General features: G+C 58.9%; 11 protein-coding genes and 2 pseudogenes. 11 read left to right on the top strand and 2 right to left on the bottom strand.

The window, feature by feature from the left end:
* The 4 genes and pseudogenes from HMPREF2924_RS24810 to HMPREF2924_RS24795 form a co-directional block, all read left to right on the top strand.
* Nucleotides 1–537 (top strand): annotated as a pseudogene (locus tag HMPREF2924_RS24810) (hypothetical protein); the annotation flags it as partial.
* Nucleotides 537–1,519 (top strand): annotated as a pseudogene (locus HMPREF2924_RS24805) (tyrosine-type recombinase/integrase). The pseudogenes HMPREF2924_RS24810 and HMPREF2924_RS24805, both read left to right, overlap by 1 nt.
* A 213-nt stretch (nt 1,520–1,732) precedes the next feature.
* On the top strand, nt 1,733–1,984 hold the full coding sequence (locus HMPREF2924_RS24800; protein WP_003114155.1) for a type II toxin-antitoxin system Phd/YefM family antitoxin: 252 nt from the start codon (nt 1,733–1,735) through the stop codon (nt 1,982–1,984).
* Between the two features lie 9 nt (nt 1,985–1,993).
* Complete coding sequence (locus HMPREF2924_RS24795; protein ID WP_003114156.1) at nt 1,994–2,341, top strand: type II toxin-antitoxin system RelE/ParE family toxin; 348 nt, start codon at nt 1,994–1,996, stop codon at nt 2,339–2,341.
* Between the two features lie 287 nt (nt 2,342–2,628).
* Here the strand turns inward: HMPREF2924_RS24795 and HMPREF2924_RS24790 are convergent, their stop codons facing one another.
* Entirely contained in the window at nt 2,629–3,270 is a 642-nt protein-coding gene (locus HMPREF2924_RS24790; RefSeq protein ID WP_003158902.1) for a substrate-binding domain-containing protein, read from the bottom strand.
* A gap of 121 nt (nt 3,271–3,391) precedes the next feature.
* Between HMPREF2924_RS24790 and HMPREF2924_RS24785 the strand changes: the two genes are divergently transcribed.
* Complete coding sequence (locus HMPREF2924_RS24785) at nt 3,392–3,697, top strand: helix-turn-helix domain-containing protein (protein WP_031757238.1); 306 nt, start codon at nt 3,392–3,394, stop codon at nt 3,695–3,697.
* Nucleotides 3,698–3,734: 37 nt separating this feature from the next.
* On the opposite strand, the gene HMPREF2924_RS24780 is transcribed toward HMPREF2924_RS24785, so the two are convergent.
* Entirely contained in the window at nt 3,735–4,625 is an 891-nt protein-coding gene (locus tag HMPREF2924_RS24780; RefSeq protein WP_023124781.1) for a LysR family transcriptional regulator, read from the bottom strand.
* Between the two features lie 278 nt (nt 4,626–4,903).
* Between HMPREF2924_RS24780 and HMPREF2924_RS24775 the strand changes: the two genes are divergently transcribed.
* The 6 genes from HMPREF2924_RS24775 to HMPREF2924_RS24750 are packed head-to-tail and all read left to right on the top strand — an operon-like array spanning nt 4,904 to nt 16,695.
* On the top strand, nt 4,904–5,812 hold the full coding sequence (locus HMPREF2924_RS24775) for a BrxR family transcriptional regulator (RefSeq protein WP_023124780.1): 909 nt from the start codon (nt 4,904–4,906) through the stop codon (nt 5,810–5,812).
* A 12-nt stretch (nt 5,813–5,824) separates the two neighbouring features.
* The gene (locus HMPREF2924_RS24770) at nt 5,825–9,058 is read left to right on the top strand and encodes a helicase-related protein (protein ID WP_023124779.1); all 3,234 of its coding nucleotides are present in this window, start codon (nt 5,825–5,827) and stop codon (nt 9,056–9,058) included.
* Nucleotides 9,059–9,072: 14 nt separating this feature from the next.
* Nucleotides 9,073–10,860 carry a DUF262 domain-containing protein gene (locus HMPREF2924_RS24765; protein WP_023124778.1) on the top strand — a complete coding sequence of 596 codons (1,788 nt, stop codon included), beginning with the start codon at nt 9,073–9,075 and terminating at the stop codon, nt 10,858–10,860.
* A complete protein-coding gene (locus HMPREF2924_RS24760; RefSeq protein WP_023124777.1) occupies nt 10,857–11,666 on the top strand; it encodes a DUF4391 domain-containing protein in 810 nt (269 codons plus the stop codon). Before HMPREF2924_RS24765 ends, HMPREF2924_RS24760 begins: the two co-directional genes overlap by 4 nt.
* A 26-nt stretch (nt 11,667–11,692) precedes the next feature.
* The gene (locus HMPREF2924_RS24755) at nt 11,693–13,678 is read left to right on the top strand and encodes a site-specific DNA-methyltransferase (RefSeq protein ID WP_012206008.1); all 1,986 of its coding nucleotides are present in this window, start codon (nt 11,693–11,695) and stop codon (nt 13,676–13,678) included.
* Nucleotides 13,679–13,689: 11 nt separating this feature from the next.
* Nucleotides 13,690–16,695 (top strand): type III restriction-modification system endonuclease, encoded by a 3,006-nt coding sequence (locus tag HMPREF2924_RS24750; RefSeq protein ID WP_008266576.1) that lies wholly within the window; start codon nt 13,690–13,692, stop codon nt 16,693–16,695.
* Nucleotides 16,696–16,762: the final 67 nt, after the last annotated feature.

The following is a 16,762-nucleotide window of genomic DNA, read 5'->3' as shown; positions in this document are numbered from 1 at the left end:
GGCGACCCGGCCTATAACCCCCTGGAAACGGTCTGGCGGCTCGAATTCCGCTTCCATCACTCCATCGTCCAGCAGTTCTCCGAAGGCTCGCGCATGGCTTCGGGAGAGGTCATTGGCTGCCGCACCTATGAGGGGCTTTGCCCGCACCTGCAAGGACTGTGGAACTACGCCTGCGAAAGCTTCAAGCTGCTGAGCCGGACGGCGGTCTACGATCCGTTCTGGAGCCTGATCAGCCAGGACGCCCGCGTCCAGGTCGAGTGCGATCCGCTGATCGAGCGCACCGAGTATCGGCGCTATTACAAGACCGCCAAGGGCTTTAGCGGGCGTAACTGCGAGATGTTTCTCGGCCAGTTCGTGAGCCTGATCGCGCGGGAGCGTGTCCCGGCAAAAAAGGCTATTGAGTCCGCCCGTAAACTGGAGTTCTGGCACGTTATCGAAGACCACTATCTCGCCAAGGGTTGGACTCGTCGCGATCTGGAAAGGCACATACACAAGCTGATGTGTGATCGGTATCTGCGGCGGGGGTATGCCGTCTAATGTCGATCACCAAGCTCCCCGATGGCCGTTGGTTCGTCGATGTAGAACCGATCAAGGGCAAGCGCTTTCGCAAGCGGTTCAAGACCAAGATGGAGGCGCAGCAATTCGAGGCCACCGCGCGTCAGAAGTGTGCGGAAAACCCCTGCTGGACGCTCAGGCCGAAGGACCGTCGGCGTCTCTCGGAGTTGGTCGAACTCTGGTATGAACTGCACGGCCAGACCTTGAGCAACGGGCATCGTTGCGTGGCGATTCTGCGGTTGGTGGCAAAGGACCTGGGCGACCCGGTCGCTGTCTCCCTGGAGCCTGCGAAAGTGGCTCGGTTGCGTAGCCGACAGATAGCCAATGGCATGTCGGGCAAGACCGCGAACAACCGTCTTGGCTACCTCAAGTCCAGTACAACGAATTGCGCCAACTCGGCGTCATTGACTATGAGAATCCGGTAGGGCGCATGCGGCCGCTCAAGCTTCAGGAAAGACCGTTGTCGTACCTGACCAAGCATCAGGTGTCCGAACTGCTTACGGCCCTGGATGCGCGCACCACGTCGCCACATCCGAAGATGGTCGCTCGTATCTGCCTCGCGACAGGGGCTCGATGGGGTGAGGCTCAGGCGCTGACGCCGGAACGTCTGAAAGGTAATACGGTGATCTTTGCCAACACTAAGTCCAAGCGTGTGCGCTCGGTGCCGATCTCGGAAGAATTGGGCGCCGACCTTCGCCGGCATTGGCAGACCCACGGGCCGTTCACGAACTGCCTTGGCGTGTTCCGCCTGGTGCTGCTGTCGACCTCGATCAAGCTGCCGAAGGGGCAGGCCAGCCACGTACTGCGCCACACGTTCGCCAGTCACTTCATCATGAACGGCGGGCACATCGTGACCCTACAGCACATCCTGGGGCACGCCTCGTTGTCGATGACGATGCGATATGCGCACCTCTCCCAAGACCACCTATCTGAGGCTGTTCGATTCAACCCGCTCATAGGTTGAAGGCTGCGGGGGTCGACAGAGGGAAAGAAAAATAGACTTGAGGTGGTTCAAATTCGGTCTGAATTCGGATTATGATGTTGGAGCCGACGGTAGACAGACTGCCGACGCGCGAATCCCACTCGTCGCCTGGATATGGAGCGTGGTGGAGTTCGAACACCGTAGAACCTGAGTTCCAGGCCTTAAGTGTTCCCACAGCAATGGAGGTACCGGCTCATGCGAGTCGAGACAATTAGTTATTTGAAACGTCATGCGGCTGACCTGGATTTATCCGAGCCAATGGTCGTCACGCAGAACGGTGTTCCTGCCTATGTGGTTGAGTCATATGCTGAGCGGAAGCAGCGCGATGAAGCAATTGCGCTGGTGAAGTTGCTTGCGATTGGCTCCCGCCAGTACGCAGAAGGCAAGCATCGCTCTGTTGATGATTTGAAAGCTCGCCTTTCCAGGAGGTTCGCTCAGCCAGAATAAGGAGGTTTAATGTCCCCGGTCGTCATTCGTTTTACTGATACCGCAGAGCAAAGCATCGAAGACCAAGTCCACCACTTGGCTCCATTCCAAGGTGAACAGGCTGCACTCCAGTCAGTACTGAGCCTTTTGGATGAGATTGAAGAGAAGATTTCACTTGCACCTAAAGGTTACCCAGTCAGCCAGCAGGCGAGTCTTCTGGGGGTGCTGAGCTATCGCGAGCTTAATACCGGCCCCTATCGTGTTTTTTACGAATTCCACGAAGAGCAAGGCGAGGTGGCAGTGATCTTGGTTTTGCGACAGAAGCAGAGCGTTGAGCAGCAATTGATCCGCTACTGCTTGGTGGGGCCAATCGAGTGATGGCTTTCTACTCCTGAGCATGTAGCGCTGAATGCGCCTCGACACTTCTTCGACACCTTTCCTTCCCCCAAAAAGCAAAGCCCCCGAAACGCTAGGCATTTCAGGGGCTTGGCAGGGTGATCTGGAGCGGGCGATGGGAATCACCCAAGGCAGCCAACCCATTGATTAATAAAGATTTTTTCTGGTTATTAAAACCAGAAGTGGCCTCTGAATGTACCACATCACCCCTCTTGGCGAAAGGCATAAATCCACCGCCTTCTGCTGGCAGCTACCGACAGCCACTGCGATCAGGAAGGGAGCGCTTTTGCGATCTGCAGTGCCCTGCGCTCGAACCGTTCGGAAACAGGGTTCGCTTGCCCCTGGGGCCTATGCAGGTGCGCCACGATTTCGTAGGGGCCGTCGTCCAGTGGTCGCATGCTGACTCCCCATCCAGGGGCGTGCTTGATACGCGATTGTGCGGATACCCCGACACCGTAGCCGGCAGAAACCCATAGCGCCATCATCTCGAAGGAAGTCACGTACTGAAGGTTCTGCGGGTCAGCAGGCAGACGCGCGAGCAGCCGACGATCCAGCGAAGAACAGGTCTCAGCCTCCCAGCGAAAGATCGGATAGTTCTGGAGGTCGGCGATGGTGAGCGATGCCTGCTCAAGCAAGGGAAGCCTCAGCGGTATCGCAACGGCCATGTGCTCAATCCACAAGGGCTGGGTTTCCAGGGCCGGATCGCTCGCTCCTTGAAGCGACATTCCCACGTCGTAGCGGCCTTCACGAAGCCCATCAAGCAGCTCGTCACCTGCCACTTCAAAGAACGTGATGCTGACCTCGGGTTCTTCCGCTCGTTGCAGCGCGAGCAGCGCCGAGAGCTGAGATGACGATACGCCTGGCGCAATCGCAAGCCTGAGGTGGGCGGGTTGGCTGGTGATGTTGTCCACGGAGAACCTACAGAAGCGACGAAGCAGGTCAAGGGCAAACCAGCATCATAGTAAAGAGAGAACTTTAACGTCTATATGTTTAACGTGGTTAATTTAAGATGATTGTTTGACGCTTCTGTCGATGCAGAAGCTTACTATTCAGCCAGGTCGTCCACCTGGCACACCCACCTATGAATCCGAACCAGCATTAGCTTTCGGGCGGGCCGTGCGTGCCGCTCGCGTCGCGCAAAGCGTCGCTCAAGACGACTTTGCATTTCAGGCTGGAATATCGCGTTCACACATGGGCAAGATCGAGCGCGGGGAGCATGTGCCGACGCTTCCCCTGATACTGAAAATTGCTGCCGCGCTCGGGATCAGCGCCAGTGAGTTGATGGCGGCGACTGAAAAGAACCTCAACTCTGGCAGTGAACCGCAAGGCTCGCCATAAACAGCCGCGAACTTCAGTAGCAGCCCTTGCCGCCCGATCAATCGCCCGAGTGCGCGCGCAGGCGCGCAATGAACCGCTCCGCCGACACCGGCATATCCACGCTGACGGGCCGAAGCAAGTAGGTCGTGATGACTGCGGAATCCATGGCCAGGGGGCGGATCACCACATCGGGGCGCTGGCTCGCCGCGACCCTGGTTGCCCTGATGAAGCCGACTCCGTAGCCCGCACCGACCAGGGTGAGCATCATGTCCAGCGAAGACACATGCTCGGCGACGTCAGGCTGACGCTCCAGCGGCCGCAGGAGCCGCGCCAGTTCACGGTAGTAGCCTTCGTATACCTGTGGATCGCATAAGACCAGTGGGTAGCTCGCGAGCTTGTGCAGCGGAACAGTCTTATGTGAAAGCAAGGGGTGCCGGGCGGGCACCGCAACCACCAGCGAGTCGTGCCAGAGTGGCTCGGTCAGGATGTCATCGCCGACCTCCGCCGTGTGCGCAAACCCGATCGAGAAGTCGCCCGAGCGCAACCCACGCAACTGCTCGGCCAGCGGCACTTCGGACAGGCGAATCTCGATCTCCGGCTCTTCCTCGCGGCAACGGGCCAGGAGAGCCGACAGCCGTGGATCGATGGCGCCGTCGGACACGGCAATGCGAAGGTTTCCACTCAGGCCTGCGGCAACCGCCTGGACGTTCTCCTGAGCCTGCTTGAGGACGGTGAACACCCTGCGCACGTCTTGCAGGAACGTTGCTCCCGCTTCGGTCAGTACCGTACCTCGACGGTTGCGTTCGAAGAGCAGCACGCTCAGATCGTCCTCAAGCTCTTTGATGGCACGGGACAAGGGTGGCTGTTCGATATGCAGGCGCTCGGCGGCCCGTGTGAAGTGCAGCTCCTCTGCGAGAGCCACAAAGCAGCGAAGGTGTCGCAGTTCCATAGGCCGTACTCCTGTTTCCTTTCAAGGATCTATTCGCGCCAGTTTTCGTCCGCGATGGCCTACTGGATGCATGCTATTGCACGCCGCTTCTGGTGCGCTCCGCTGGGCTGATCGCCTACTCGTCCACGTCAAATCGCTCATTTGCGCCTCAAAAAATGGTTATCATAATGCGGCATACTAACAAGCTGAATTTGATTTATAGACGTCTTTTTACACGGGCCATATACTTCCGGCAGAAGTCTGCATAAGCATTCGTCAACCCGAACGAGCTACCCAGGATGTCCCAGCAACAGCTTACCGATCTAACCCAGCCACAGCGTGACCGGCTCGCGTTCGTGGAGTTGCGCCTGCGCTTCATTGGGGAGATGCGCCGCCAGGACCTGGTTGCGCGCTTTGCTATCCAGTCCGCTGCTGCGTCCAGGGACCTGGCGCTGTACAAGGAACTCGCCCCCGGCAACATCGACTACGACGGCAAAGGCAAGTTCTACGTCCTCGGTCCGAGCTTCCAGCCGATCTTCGATTTCCCGCCCGAGCGAGTGTTGTCGTGGCTGACACAGGGGTTTGGCGACGGTGAGCCGATGCACATCAAGGCCTGGGTGGCCAGCGAGAGCCCGTCCCGGCTCACCCACCCTGACCTGGACATCCTGGCGAGCGTGACCCGTGCCATCCACTATGAATGCCCGATGGGGATCGAGTACCACTCCATCTCCAGTGGCCGCACCGTGCGGGAGATCGTCCCGTTCGCGTTGATTGACAACGGCCTGCGCTGGCACGTCCGTGCCTTCGACCGCAAATCGCAGGAATTCCGGGATTTCGTCATCACCCGGATCAAGCGTCCTGTGGTGCGCAAGGGGCAGCCCGTGGCGCCCCACGAGATGAGCGATCAGGACATTCAATGGACACGGATCGTCGAGCTGGAGCTGGTTCCTCACCCGGATCAGCCCCGGCCAGAAATCACTGAAATGGACTACGGCATGCGAGGCGGCGTGCTGCACATGAAGCTGCGCGCCGCCACCGCTGGCTACATCCTGCGCAAATGGAGTGTGGACTGCTCCCCCGACCATAGCCTGCGCGGCCCTGAGTACCGGCTTTGGTTGAAGGACCACCTCGCCATCTACGGCGTGCGCAATGCAGTGCTGGCGCCGGGGTATGCATCGCCGAGTGCAGAAACGTCGATTGCTGACTGAACGGAAACGACCATGAAGCTGATCCAAAACACCGGAACACAGCGCGTCATCGACTTGATGCAGCCCCACCTCAAGCACGGCAACCGACTCGACTGTGTAACGCCTTCGTTCTCTCTCTATGCCTTCGCAGAAATCCGAGAGGCGTTGTCCGCTTTGGAGCGAGTCCAATTGATTGTGCCTCCCGATAACGAGGCGCTTGAGTTCCTGGGCTCGGAAGGCGACCGTGCCGCGCGCAATCGTCTGCAGGCACGTTGGTTGGCCAATCAGTGCGCGAAATGGATCAGTGAGAAAGTGGAGCTTCGGCGGGCATCAAGATCGGTGCCGCAGGGGGCTGCCGTCATGCGCGGTCCGGAAGGGGCTCCAGCACAAGTAGTCCTGGGCTCGTTTGCCTTCAGCACGTCAGGCCTTGGCCTGACGCCAGGCAACCCATTGAACCTGATTCAGGCGTCAGAAACGGCCGACGAAGCCGCGCAGCTCGCCCAATGGTTCGATCACCAGTGGGCAGGCCTGCAAGGTGTTGCTGCAACCGACTCCGAGGGTCAGAGCAAAGGGCGCGAAGCCGTGCTTGAAGCACTGCAGGCCCTGGGCGAGCACCGTGACCCCTTCACCATCTACACCGTGATGCTGCATCACTTGTTTCGTGACAGCGGTGACGAGATGGACGAGGAGCGTATTGTCAAGTCCGCCACCGGCATCCGCAATACCGTGGTGTGGAAAAAGCTCTTCAAGTTCCAGCGCGACGGTGTGGTGGGCGCCATCGACAAGCTGAACCGCTTTGGTGGCTGCATCATCGCCGACAGCGTGGGTCTGGGCAAAACCTTCGAAGCCCTGGCCATCATCAAGTACCACGAACTGCGCAACGACCGCGTGCTGGTGCTGGCGCCCAAGCGCCTGCGCGACAACTGGACGCTCTACAAGGCCAACGACAAGCGCAACGTCCTGGCGGCTGACCGGTTCAACTACGACGTGCTCAACCACACCGACCTGTCGCGCGATGGCGGGGTATCTGGTGACATCGAACTGTCGCATGTGAACTGGGGCAACTACGACCTGGTGGTGATCGACGAGTCACACAACTTCCGCAACAAGGCCACGCACAAGGGCAAGGAATCGCGCTACGACCGCCTGATGCGACGCATCATCCGCGAAGGCGTCAAGACCCGCGTGCTCATGCTTTCGGCCACGCCGGTCAACAATCGCCTGGCCGACCTGCGCAACCAGATCGCCTTTGTCACAGAGGGGGAGGACACTGCCCTGATGGAGCACGGCATCGCCAGCATCGAGGCCACGACCCGCAAGGCGCAGGCGCAGTTCAACCGCTGGCTGGCACTGGACGACGCTGAAAAGACACCCACCCAGTTGGTGGAAATGCTGGGTTTTGACTACTTCACCTTGTTGGATCATCTCACCATTGCCCGCTCCAGGCGGCATGTGGAGAAGTACTACGGCACCAGCGAGACCGGCCGCTTCCCCGACCGGCTCCCGCCCATCAACATCAAGGCCGATGTAGACCTTGCGGGCGAATTCCGCGCCATCCGCGACATCAATCAGGAAATCCGTCGGCTCACGCTCGCCAGCTACGCGCCGCTGCGCTATGTGCTGCCCCACAAGCAGGCGGCCTACGACGCCAAGTACAGCACCCAGGTGCGTGGCGGCGAAAGTTTCTTCCGTCAGGCGGATCGCGAAGAAAGCCTGATCCACCTGCTGCGTGTGAACGTGCTCAAACGCATGGAAAGCTGCGTTTCGTCCTTCACCCTGACCGTGCAGCGCCAACTCAAGGATGTAGAGAACACGCTGGCGCGCATCGAATCCCATGCCGAGGCGCTGGAGGAAATCGACATTGCCGACGTCGATATCGACGACCCGGCGTTCGAGACCTTGTTGGTCGGGCGCAAGGTCAAGGTGCTGCTGGGCGATGTGGATCTGATTCGCTGGAAGCAGGATCTGCTGGAAGACCGCAACCGCCTGGCGACCTTGCTGGCGGCAGCCCGCCAAGTGGATGCCGCGCGTGATGCCAAGCTGGCAGCCTTGCGCGACATGATTGCCCGCAAATGCCTTGAGCCCATCAACACGCACGATGGCAAAGCCAACCGCAAGATCATCGTGTTCACCGCCTTCTCGGACACGGCGCACTACCTCTACGCCCAGCTTGCCCCATGGGCCAGGGATACGCTGGGCATGCATGCGGCGGTCGTCACCGGTAGCGCCGGCATCCAGGTCACGTTGCCGGGCCTGCGCAAAAGCATGGGCGATGTGCTTTCGGCCTTCGCGCCGCGCGCCAAGGAGCGCCCGCAAGACATGGCGGGTGAAGGCGAGATCGACTTGCTGATCGCCACCGATTGCATCTCCGAAGGGCAGAACCTGCAAGACTGCGACTGGCTGATCAACTACGACATCCACTGGAACCCGGTGCGCATCATCCAGCGCTTCGGGCGCATCGACCGCATCGGCTCGCCCAACCAGCGCATCCAGCTCGTGAACTTCTGGCCCAACATGGAGCTGGAGGAATACATCAACCTGGAGCAGCGCGTCAGCGGTCGCATGGTACTGCTCGATGTCTCGGCCACGGGCGAAGAAAACCTGATCGAGCAGCAGTCCGGCAACGCCATGAACGACCTGGAGTACCGGCGCAAGCAGCTGCTCAAATTGCAGGACACGGTCATCGACATGGAAGACCTGTCCACTGGCGTGGCGATTACCGACCTCACCCTGACCGACTTCCGCATCGACCTGGCGCAGTTCCTTAAAAGCCACCCCGGCAAGCTGGACACCCAGCCGCTGGGTGCTTATGCGGTCACCACCACGCTGGATGTCGACATTCCGCCCGGCGTGATCTTCTGCCTGCAAGCCTGCGGTGGGGCGACAAAGACCGCCACATCGTCCGACTACCCGCTCGCGCCGCACTACCTGGTGCATGTCGGCGATGACGGTACCGTGTTGCTGCCGTTCCCGCAGGCCAAGCGCATCCTGGATCGCCTCAAGCGCTTGGCGCTGGGGCGCGAACGGCCGGATGACAGTGCCTGTGCGCGCTTCGACAAGGCAAGCAAAGGCGGCGAAGACATGCGCCACGCCCAGAAGCTGCTCGCAGCGGCTGTGGCATCCGTCGCCGGCAAGCAAGAGGAACGGGCCGTGGCCAGCCTGTTCACGCCCGGCGGCACACACGCCATGAAAGGCGAGTTCGCCGGCAGTGGCGACTTTGAGGTGGTGGCATTTCTCGTCGTGCTGCCCGATGAACAAAGTATTTGATTACAAGGACCCGCATGAGCTTTCGCACCGCCGAACCCGCATTGAAAGATGTCCTCGATGGAATTGCATCGGGGCAAATCCAGCTTCCTGACTTCCAACGCGGTTGGGTGTGGGATGACAACCATATTCGGTCATTGATTGCGAGCCTCTCGCTGTCCTACCCGATTGGCGCAGTGATGTTTCTGGAAGCAGGCGGTGTGCCGTTCAAACCTCGCCTGTTTGCCGGCGTCAACCTGCAGCCTGCGCCTGCTCCAAAAACCCTCGTACTTGATGGTCAGCAACGCTTGACCTCCATGTACCTGGCGCTGCGCAGCGGCCAGCCCGTGCCGACACGCACGGAGAAAGGCGCGAATATTCGCCGCCTGTACTTCCTTGACATGACCCAATGCCTGGATGAGTCGGCAGACCGGGAAGACGCAGTTCTCTCGCTGCCGGAGACACTGCAAGTCACGTCGGATTTCGGCCGTAAAGTCGATCTGGATGTCCGCACACCTGATTTGCAGTACGACCAGCGGCTCTTCCCGGTGGCATTACTCTTCGATATTCAAGGTTTTATGGCCTGGGAAAGCGGCTTCAGCGCGCACCATCAGTTCGCAGCGGAAGCCATGCAGTTCATGCAGCGGTTTCGTAACGAAATCTGGCTGCGCTTCCAACAGTTCAAGGTGCCTGCCATCGAACTGACCCAGGACACGCCGCGCGAAGCCGTGTGCCAGGTCTTCGAGAAGGTCAATACCGGTGGCGTGACGCTCACCGTCTTCGAGCTAATGACGGCAACCTTCGCGGCCGATGAATTCAACCTGCGCGATGACTGGGAAGCTCGGCAGGAGCGACTGACGGCCAAGCACGACGTGCTCACGGCGGTGGACGGCACCAGCTTTCTCACCGCAGTGACCCTGTTGGCCAGCTACCGTCGACACAAAACGCATGGCACATCCGTCAGTTGCAAGCGTGCCGACGTGCTGAAGCTGCCGCTGGCGGACTTCAAGGCGCTGGAATCTGATTTGGAGAAAGGCTTCAAGCGGGCAGCCGAGTTGCTGGCGGAGGAAAAAATCTTCGACGACCGAAGCCTGCCTTATGCCACGCAACTCATTCCGTTGTCGGCCATCTGCGCTCATTTGGCAGACCGCACCACGCAACATGGCGTCAAACAAAAGCTGCTGCGCTGGTACTGGAGCGGCGTTCTGGGTGAACTGTACGGTGGCGCCAACGAAACCCGTTTTGGCATGGACATCCAGGATGTGGTCGCCTGGGTCGAAAGCGGCAGCGAACCGCGCACGGTGCGCGACGCCAACTTCGCGCCGACGCGCCTGCTGTCCCTGCAAAGCCGCCTCGCAGCCGCCTACAAGGGGCTGGCCGCCTTGCTCATGAAACATGGCGGCCGGGATTTCGTCAGCGGTACGCCGATTGACCTCAACACCTACTTCAACAACGCCATCGACATCCACCATGTGTTCCCCCGTGCCTGGTGCGAAAAGCAGAAATTGCCCAAGGAGAAATGGAACAGCGTGGTCAACAAGGCCCCTCTGGCCGCTGGCACCAACCGTTTCATCAGCGGTGATGCGCCCAGCATGTACCTCGCCCGCATCCAGAAAGCCAAGCAGGTGGCCCCCGATAGCCTGGACGAGTTTCTGCTCTCCCACGTGATCCCGGTGACCGCGCTGCGCTCTGACGACTTCGATGCGTTTATCCGCCAACGCGCCGCCGCACTGTTGACGCTGATCGAACAGGCCATGGGCAAAACCATCGCCGGGCGCGACAGCGAAGAAACGGTCAAGGCATTTGGGGCGACACTCTCGTCATGAACAGGTCGGATGTCGTCAGTGCCCTGAATCTCCCGGATAGCGCACGGGTGGACCAGCGCGTGCCCAAAAAGCTGTTGCTGGAGAACGGTGCGCCCACGGCGTCCGACAAGCGCTTGATCACCGATGCCATTGAAGACATCCAGTGGCTGGCCGCCCTCAAGCCCAACACCATCGGCGTGCCCGAGTACCGCGATACGCAACGCGAGTACCTGGAAATCGCGGTGCTGGCGGTCACCTTGCGCGGTGCCATCAAGCCCACCAGTCTTTCACGCCTGGTCGAATTGGTGCATCGGGCCGTGCCTTACCCGGTGCTGTTACTGCTGGGTGAAAAGCGGGCTGAAGGGCCAACAATGACCCTCTCGCTGGCGCATAAGCGCTGGGCGCATAACGAGGCGGGCAAGATCGTGCTCGACGGTGACGTGGTGTCGGCCTCGCTGTTTCAAGCAGCCGATGGCTCACCTGGAGCTGATGCGAAGGCGACGTCCCACATTGAGCAGGGTTTCATGCAGTCGCTTGCGCTTGCGCGTCAGCCCCAGGCTTCGCTACATGCCCTCTATCAAGGCTGGGTCGAATGCGTGCAGGCCCTGCACGCAGCGCGAAGGACGGGAATCTATCAAACCGCTGCAACACCCGAACAGACCGCGGCGCGACGACAGGCATTGATCGATTGCCAGCGGCTGGAAGGCGAAATCAGTCGCCTGCGGGCCGAGGCGGCCAAAGAAAAACAACTGGCGCGCCAGGTGGAACTGAACCTGACGCTCAAGCGCATCCAGTCCGAACTGGCCGCTGCACAACAACAGCTTTGAAGATTGAACGAATGACGGAGAAGACCATGGAAAAACTCACGGCAGCCAGCCCCGAAGCCCAGTCCGCCGACTTGGTGGCGGCAAATATCGAACAGCTCAAGGCCCTGTTCCCGGAATTGATTACCGAAGGCGCGGACGGCGTGGCGGTGAATGTGGACGTGCTCAAGGCGTTGGTGGGTGATGCCAGCGTGACCGACGCCGATGAGAAGTACGGCCTCAACTGGCACGGCAAACGCCGCGCGCGGCAACTGGCGCTGACGCCCAGCACCGGCACCTTGCGCCCCTGCCCGGAAGACAGCGTGGACTGGGAGACCACCCAGAACCTGATGATCGAGGGCGACAACCTTGAAGTGCTCAAGCTGCTGCAAAAGAGCTATGCCGGCAAGGTTAAGCTGATTTATATCGACCCGCCGTACAACACCGGCAAGGATTTTGTGTACCCGGACAATTTTCAGGACAACATCAAGAACTATCTGGAACTGACCGGACAGGTAGAAGGTGGGCAGAGAATTAGCAGCAATACCGAGGCCAGCGGGCGGTTTCATACCGACTGGCTGAATATGATGTATCCACGACTTAAGCTGGCAAAAAATCTTCTTCTCGATAGTGGATTAATAATTATCTCCATTGACTCTTCTGAAGCCACTAACTTGCGGCTAATTATGGACGAAGTTTTTGGTCAAGAGAACTTCATCGGCTTACTGCCGACTATCATGAATCTGAAAGGCAATAACGATGCCTTCGCTTTCGCGGATACTCATGAATTTACAGTTGTTTATGCTCGGAATAAAGAAAAATGTGTGGTTTTTCAACTTCCAGTGTCAGAGGAATCGCTAGATGATTGGCTGGAAGATGAGCGTGGCCTCTACAAGCGCGCTGACACTTTAAGGCGGACAGGGCAGGATGCATCGAGGGAGCGCCGTCCTAACGGGTGGTTTCCAGTCTTTATTGACGAAAAGGGTGAAGTCTACGCGACGCTTGATGATGAGCCTCGCTCAGGTTCAGATTTAACTCTATGGCCAGTTTCAGAGGCAGGCGAAGAGCTCTCTTGGACGTGGAGCAAAAAGAAAATAAACGATGAAAACTTTAACTTGATTGTTGTTGAAGGTAGGTCAGGAAAGAATATCTACAAAAAACAACGAGCCACTCTCGGCGACCTCCCAACCAGCAAGCCCAAATCGATTCTCTACAAGCCTGAGTACAGTAGTAGTAATGGAACGGCCGAAATTTCATCGTTGCTGGGAAGCAATGTGTTCGATAGCCCTCCAAAACCTCGCTCATTAATTCGTGACTTTGTAACAATTGGTACGTCTCCTCAGGACATCATTCTTGATTTCTTTGCTGGAACTGGAACAACTGGTCATGCAGTAATGGCACAGAATTTCTTAGATGAAGGAAACCGTAGATTTATTCTTGTTCAACTCCCCCAGTATCTCGATCCGGAGGATAAGGGGCAGAAAAATGCAGCCGAATTCTGCGACCAGATCACCAAGCCTCGTTCTATCGCAGAACTCACTAAAGAGCGCTTACGCCGCGCAGGCACCAAGATTAAGGCTGAAAGCTCTGGCTGGCAGGGCGACACCGGCTTCCGCGTCTTCAAGCTCGACACCTCCAATATCCGCGTCTGGAATCCCAAACCAGACGATCTGGAAGCCACACTATTCGACCATCAGGATCATCTGCTCGAAGGTCGCAGCGAGGCTGATGTGCTTTACGAACTGCTGCTCAAGTTGGGGCTGGATCTGTGTGTGCCCATCGAACAGCGCAATATCGAAGGCCTTCACGTCCATGCCATTGGCGGCGGCGTGCTGCTGGCGTGCCTGGCTGAGACCATCACCCGCGAACAGGTAGAGCCGCTCGCCCAGGGCATCATCGGCTGGCACAAGGCGTTGGCCCCTGCCGGTGACACCACCTGCGTGTTCCGCGACAGCGCCTTTGCCGATGACGTGGCCAAAACCAATCTCGCAGCCATTCTGGAGCAACACGGCATCCAGAACGTGCGCAGCTTGTAAGGGGGCTTGCCATGAAACTGCACTTCGAGCCCAACCTCGACTACCAGATGCAGGCCATCGAGGCTGTATGCGATCTTTTCCGTGGTCAGGAGGTCTGCCGCACCGAATTCACGGTGACCATGAAATTGCCCGATGACGTGCAGATGTCACTGGGCGTGGCGCAGTCCGACCTTGGCGTTGGCAACCGCTTGACCCTGCTCGATGACGAGCTGCTCAAGAATCTGGCTGACATCCAGTTGCGCGGTGGCTTGCCGCCTTCCAGTTCGCTGACTTCGGGCGACTTCACTGTGGAAATGGAGACCGGCACCGGCAAGACCTATGTGTATCTGCGCTCGATTTTCGAGCTGAACAAACGCTACGGCTTCACCAAGTTCGTGATCGTGGTGCCTTCAGTGGCGATCAAGGAGGGTGTTTATAAAACCCTGCAGATCACCGAGGAACACTTCAAGGGGCTCTACGCGGGCGTACCCTTCGATTACTTCCTATACGACTCCGGTAAGCCGGGGCCGGTGCGCAATTTCGCCACGAGCTCCAACATCCAGATCATGGTGGTGACGGTGGGCGCCATCAACAAGAAGGATGTGAACAACCTCTACAAAGAGAGCGAGAAAACCGGCGGCGAGAAGCCCATCGACCTGATCAAGGCAACCCGGCCGATAATCATCGTGGATGAGCCGCAAAGCGTGGACGGCGGCATGGAAGGCCGTGGCAAGGAAGCACTGGACGCCATGAACCCGCTCTGCACGCTGCGCTACTCCGCTACCCATGTGGACAAGCACCACATGGTATTTCGCCTCGATGCCGTCGATGCCTACGAGCGCAAACTGGTCAAGCAGATCGAGGTGGCGTCGGCCACGGTAGAGGACGCGCACAACAGGCCCTTTGTGCGCCTGGTGAAGGTGGAAAACAAGCGCGGCCGCATCAGCGCCAAGGTCGAGCTAGATAAACAGACCGCCACTGGTGTGCAGCGGGCTGAAGTGACGGTCAGCGACGGCGACGACCTCCAGCAGAGCGCCGATGGCCGCGCGATCTATGCCGATTTTCGCGTCGGCGAGATCAACACGGCCAAGGGCGAAGCGTTCATGGAGCTGCGCTACCCCGGTGGCGAGGTGTTTTTGCAACCTGGCCAAGCCCACGGTGATGTGGATGCGCTTGCCGTGCAACGCGAGATGATCCGCCGCACGATCAAGGAACACCTGGACAAGGAGAAGCACCTGCGCCCGCTGGGCATCAAGGTGTTGAGCCTGTTCTTCATCGACGCGGTGGACAAATATCGTCAGTACGATGCGGACGGCCAGCCGGTCAAGGGTGTGTATGCGCAGATGTTCGAGGAGGAATATCGCCGTGCCGCCAAGTTGCCGGCTTACCAGAGTTTGTTTGCCGAGATCGACCTGGAGTCCGCCGCCGAAGAAGTGCACAACGGTTATTTCTCCATCGACAAGAAAGGCGGCTGGACTGACACCGCCGAGAACAATGCGGGTAACCGGGAGAATGCCGAACGCGCCTACAACCTGATCATGAAGGAGAAGGAGAAGCTGCTGTCCTTCGGTACGCCGCTGAAGTTCATCTTCTCCCACTCCGCCCTCAAGGAAGGCTGGGACAACCCCAACGTGTTCCAGATTTGCACCTTGCGCGACATCCAGACCGAGCGCGAGCGCCGCCAGACCATTGGCCGTGGCCTGCGTCTGTGCGTCAACCAGGATGGCGAGCGGGTACGCGGCTTTGAGGTCAACACCCTGACCGTGGTGGCCACGGAAAACTACGAACAGTTTGCCGAAAACCTGCAGAAGGAAATCGAGAAAGACACAGGCATCCGCTTTGGCATCGTGGAGCAGCACCAATTTGCCGCCATTGCCGTGACTGGCGCTGATGGGCACGCCGCACCGCTGGGCATCGAGCAATCAAAGGCACTGTGGGAGCACCTGAAAGCCGCCGGCCATATAGATGCCAAAGGCAAGGTGCAGGATTCACTGAAAACGGCGCTGAAGAACGGCACCTTGGAACTGCCGGACGAGTTTGATGCGCAAAAGGCCCAGATTGCTGAAGTGCTGCGCAAGGTGTCGGGCCGGCTCGATATCAAAAATGCCGATGAACGCAGGCAAGTGCCGCTGCGCAAGGGCAAGGATGGCAAGGCCGTTTATCTGAGTGACGAGTTCAAGGCACTGTGGGACCGCATCAAGCACCAAACAACGTACCGCGTGCAGTTCGATAACGCCAAGTTGGTGACGGATTGCATCGCAGCGTTGCAGAAGGCCCCGGTGATTGCCAAAGCACGACTGCAATGGCGCAAGGCCGACATCTCTATCGGCAAGGCGGGTGTCGCCGCGACGGAGAAAGCGGGCGCGGCGACCGTGGTGCTGGACGAGGCGGATATTGAGCTGCCGGATTTGCTGACCGACCTTCAGGATCGCACCCAGCTCACCCGGCGCACCATCGTCAGCATCCTGACGGGAAGCGGTCGCCTGAACGACTTCAAACGCAATCCGCAGCAGTTCATCGAATTGACTGCCGAAACCATCAACCGCTGCAAGCGCTTGGCCCTGGTCGATGGCATCAAGTACCAGAAGCTGGGTGACCAGCATGTCTATGCGCAGGAGCTGTTCGAGAAGGAAGAGCTCACCGGCTATCTCAAGAACATGCTGCTGGATACCCAGAAGTCGATCTACGAGCACGTGGTGTACGACTCGACCACTGAGCGGGATTTCGCCGATGGGCTGGAGAAGAACGACGCCATCAAGCTCTACGCCAAGTTGCCAGGCTGGTTCAAAGTGCCCACGCCGCTGGGCACCTACAACCCCGACTGGGCCGTGTTGGTGGAAGAAGACGGCACTCAGCACCTGTATTTTGTGGTGGAAACCAAGAGCAGCCTGTTCACCGACGATATGCGCGACAAGGAAAGCGCCAAGATCGAATGCGGCAAGGCGCATTTCACTGCGCTGGAGGGCGGCGAGAACCCAGCCCGGTATGTGGTTGCGCGCTCGGTTGGTGATCTTTTGACCGAGGCGGCAAAGGGGTAGGTTCTGCCGTCGCGACGGCACGATAAGTTTTCGTCATGCACACGAGCGGACACCGTAGCTTTGAATA

Source organism: Pseudomonas sp. HMSC063H08 (genome assembly GCF_001813645.1).
Lineage (GTDB): Bacteria > Pseudomonadota > Gammaproteobacteria > Pseudomonadales > Pseudomonadaceae > Pseudomonas > Pseudomonas aeruginosa.
This window is presented reverse-complemented; position numbering and strand designations above follow the sequence as displayed.

Excerpts from the sequence above, each read along its gene's own strand:
- HMPREF2924_RS24800 (WP_003114155.1), top strand. The coding sequence starts at position 1,733 with ATGCGAGTCGAGACAATTAGTTATTTGAAACGTCATGCGGCTGACCTG.
- HMPREF2924_RS24795 (WP_003114156.1), top strand. The coding sequence starts at position 1,994 with ATGTCCCCGGTCGTCATTCGTTTTACTGATACCGCAGAGCAAAGCATC.
- HMPREF2924_RS24785 (WP_031757238.1), top strand. The coding sequence starts at position 3,392 with ATGCAGAAGCTTACTATTCAGCCAGGTCGTCCACCTGGCACACCCACC.
- HMPREF2924_RS24780 (WP_023124781.1), bottom strand. The coding sequence starts at position 4,625 with ATGGAACTGCGACACCTTCGCTGCTTTGTGGCTCTCGCAGAGGAGCTG.
- HMPREF2924_RS24775 (WP_023124780.1), top strand. The coding sequence starts at position 4,904 with ATGTCCCAGCAACAGCTTACCGATCTAACCCAGCCACAGCGTGACCGG.
- HMPREF2924_RS24770 (WP_023124779.1), top strand. The coding sequence starts at position 5,825 with ATGAAGCTGATCCAAAACACCGGAACACAGCGCGTCATCGACTTGATG.
- HMPREF2924_RS24765 (WP_023124778.1), top strand. The coding sequence starts at position 9,073 with ATGAGCTTTCGCACCGCCGAACCCGCATTGAAAGATGTCCTCGATGGA.
- HMPREF2924_RS24760 (WP_023124777.1), top strand. The coding sequence starts at position 10,857 with ATGAACAGGTCGGATGTCGTCAGTGCCCTGAATCTCCCGGATAGCGCA.
- HMPREF2924_RS24755 (WP_012206008.1), top strand. The coding sequence starts at position 11,693 with ATGGAAAAACTCACGGCAGCCAGCCCCGAAGCCCAGTCCGCCGACTTG.
- HMPREF2924_RS24750 (WP_008266576.1), top strand. The coding sequence starts at position 13,690 with ATGAAACTGCACTTCGAGCCCAACCTCGACTACCAGATGCAGGCCATC.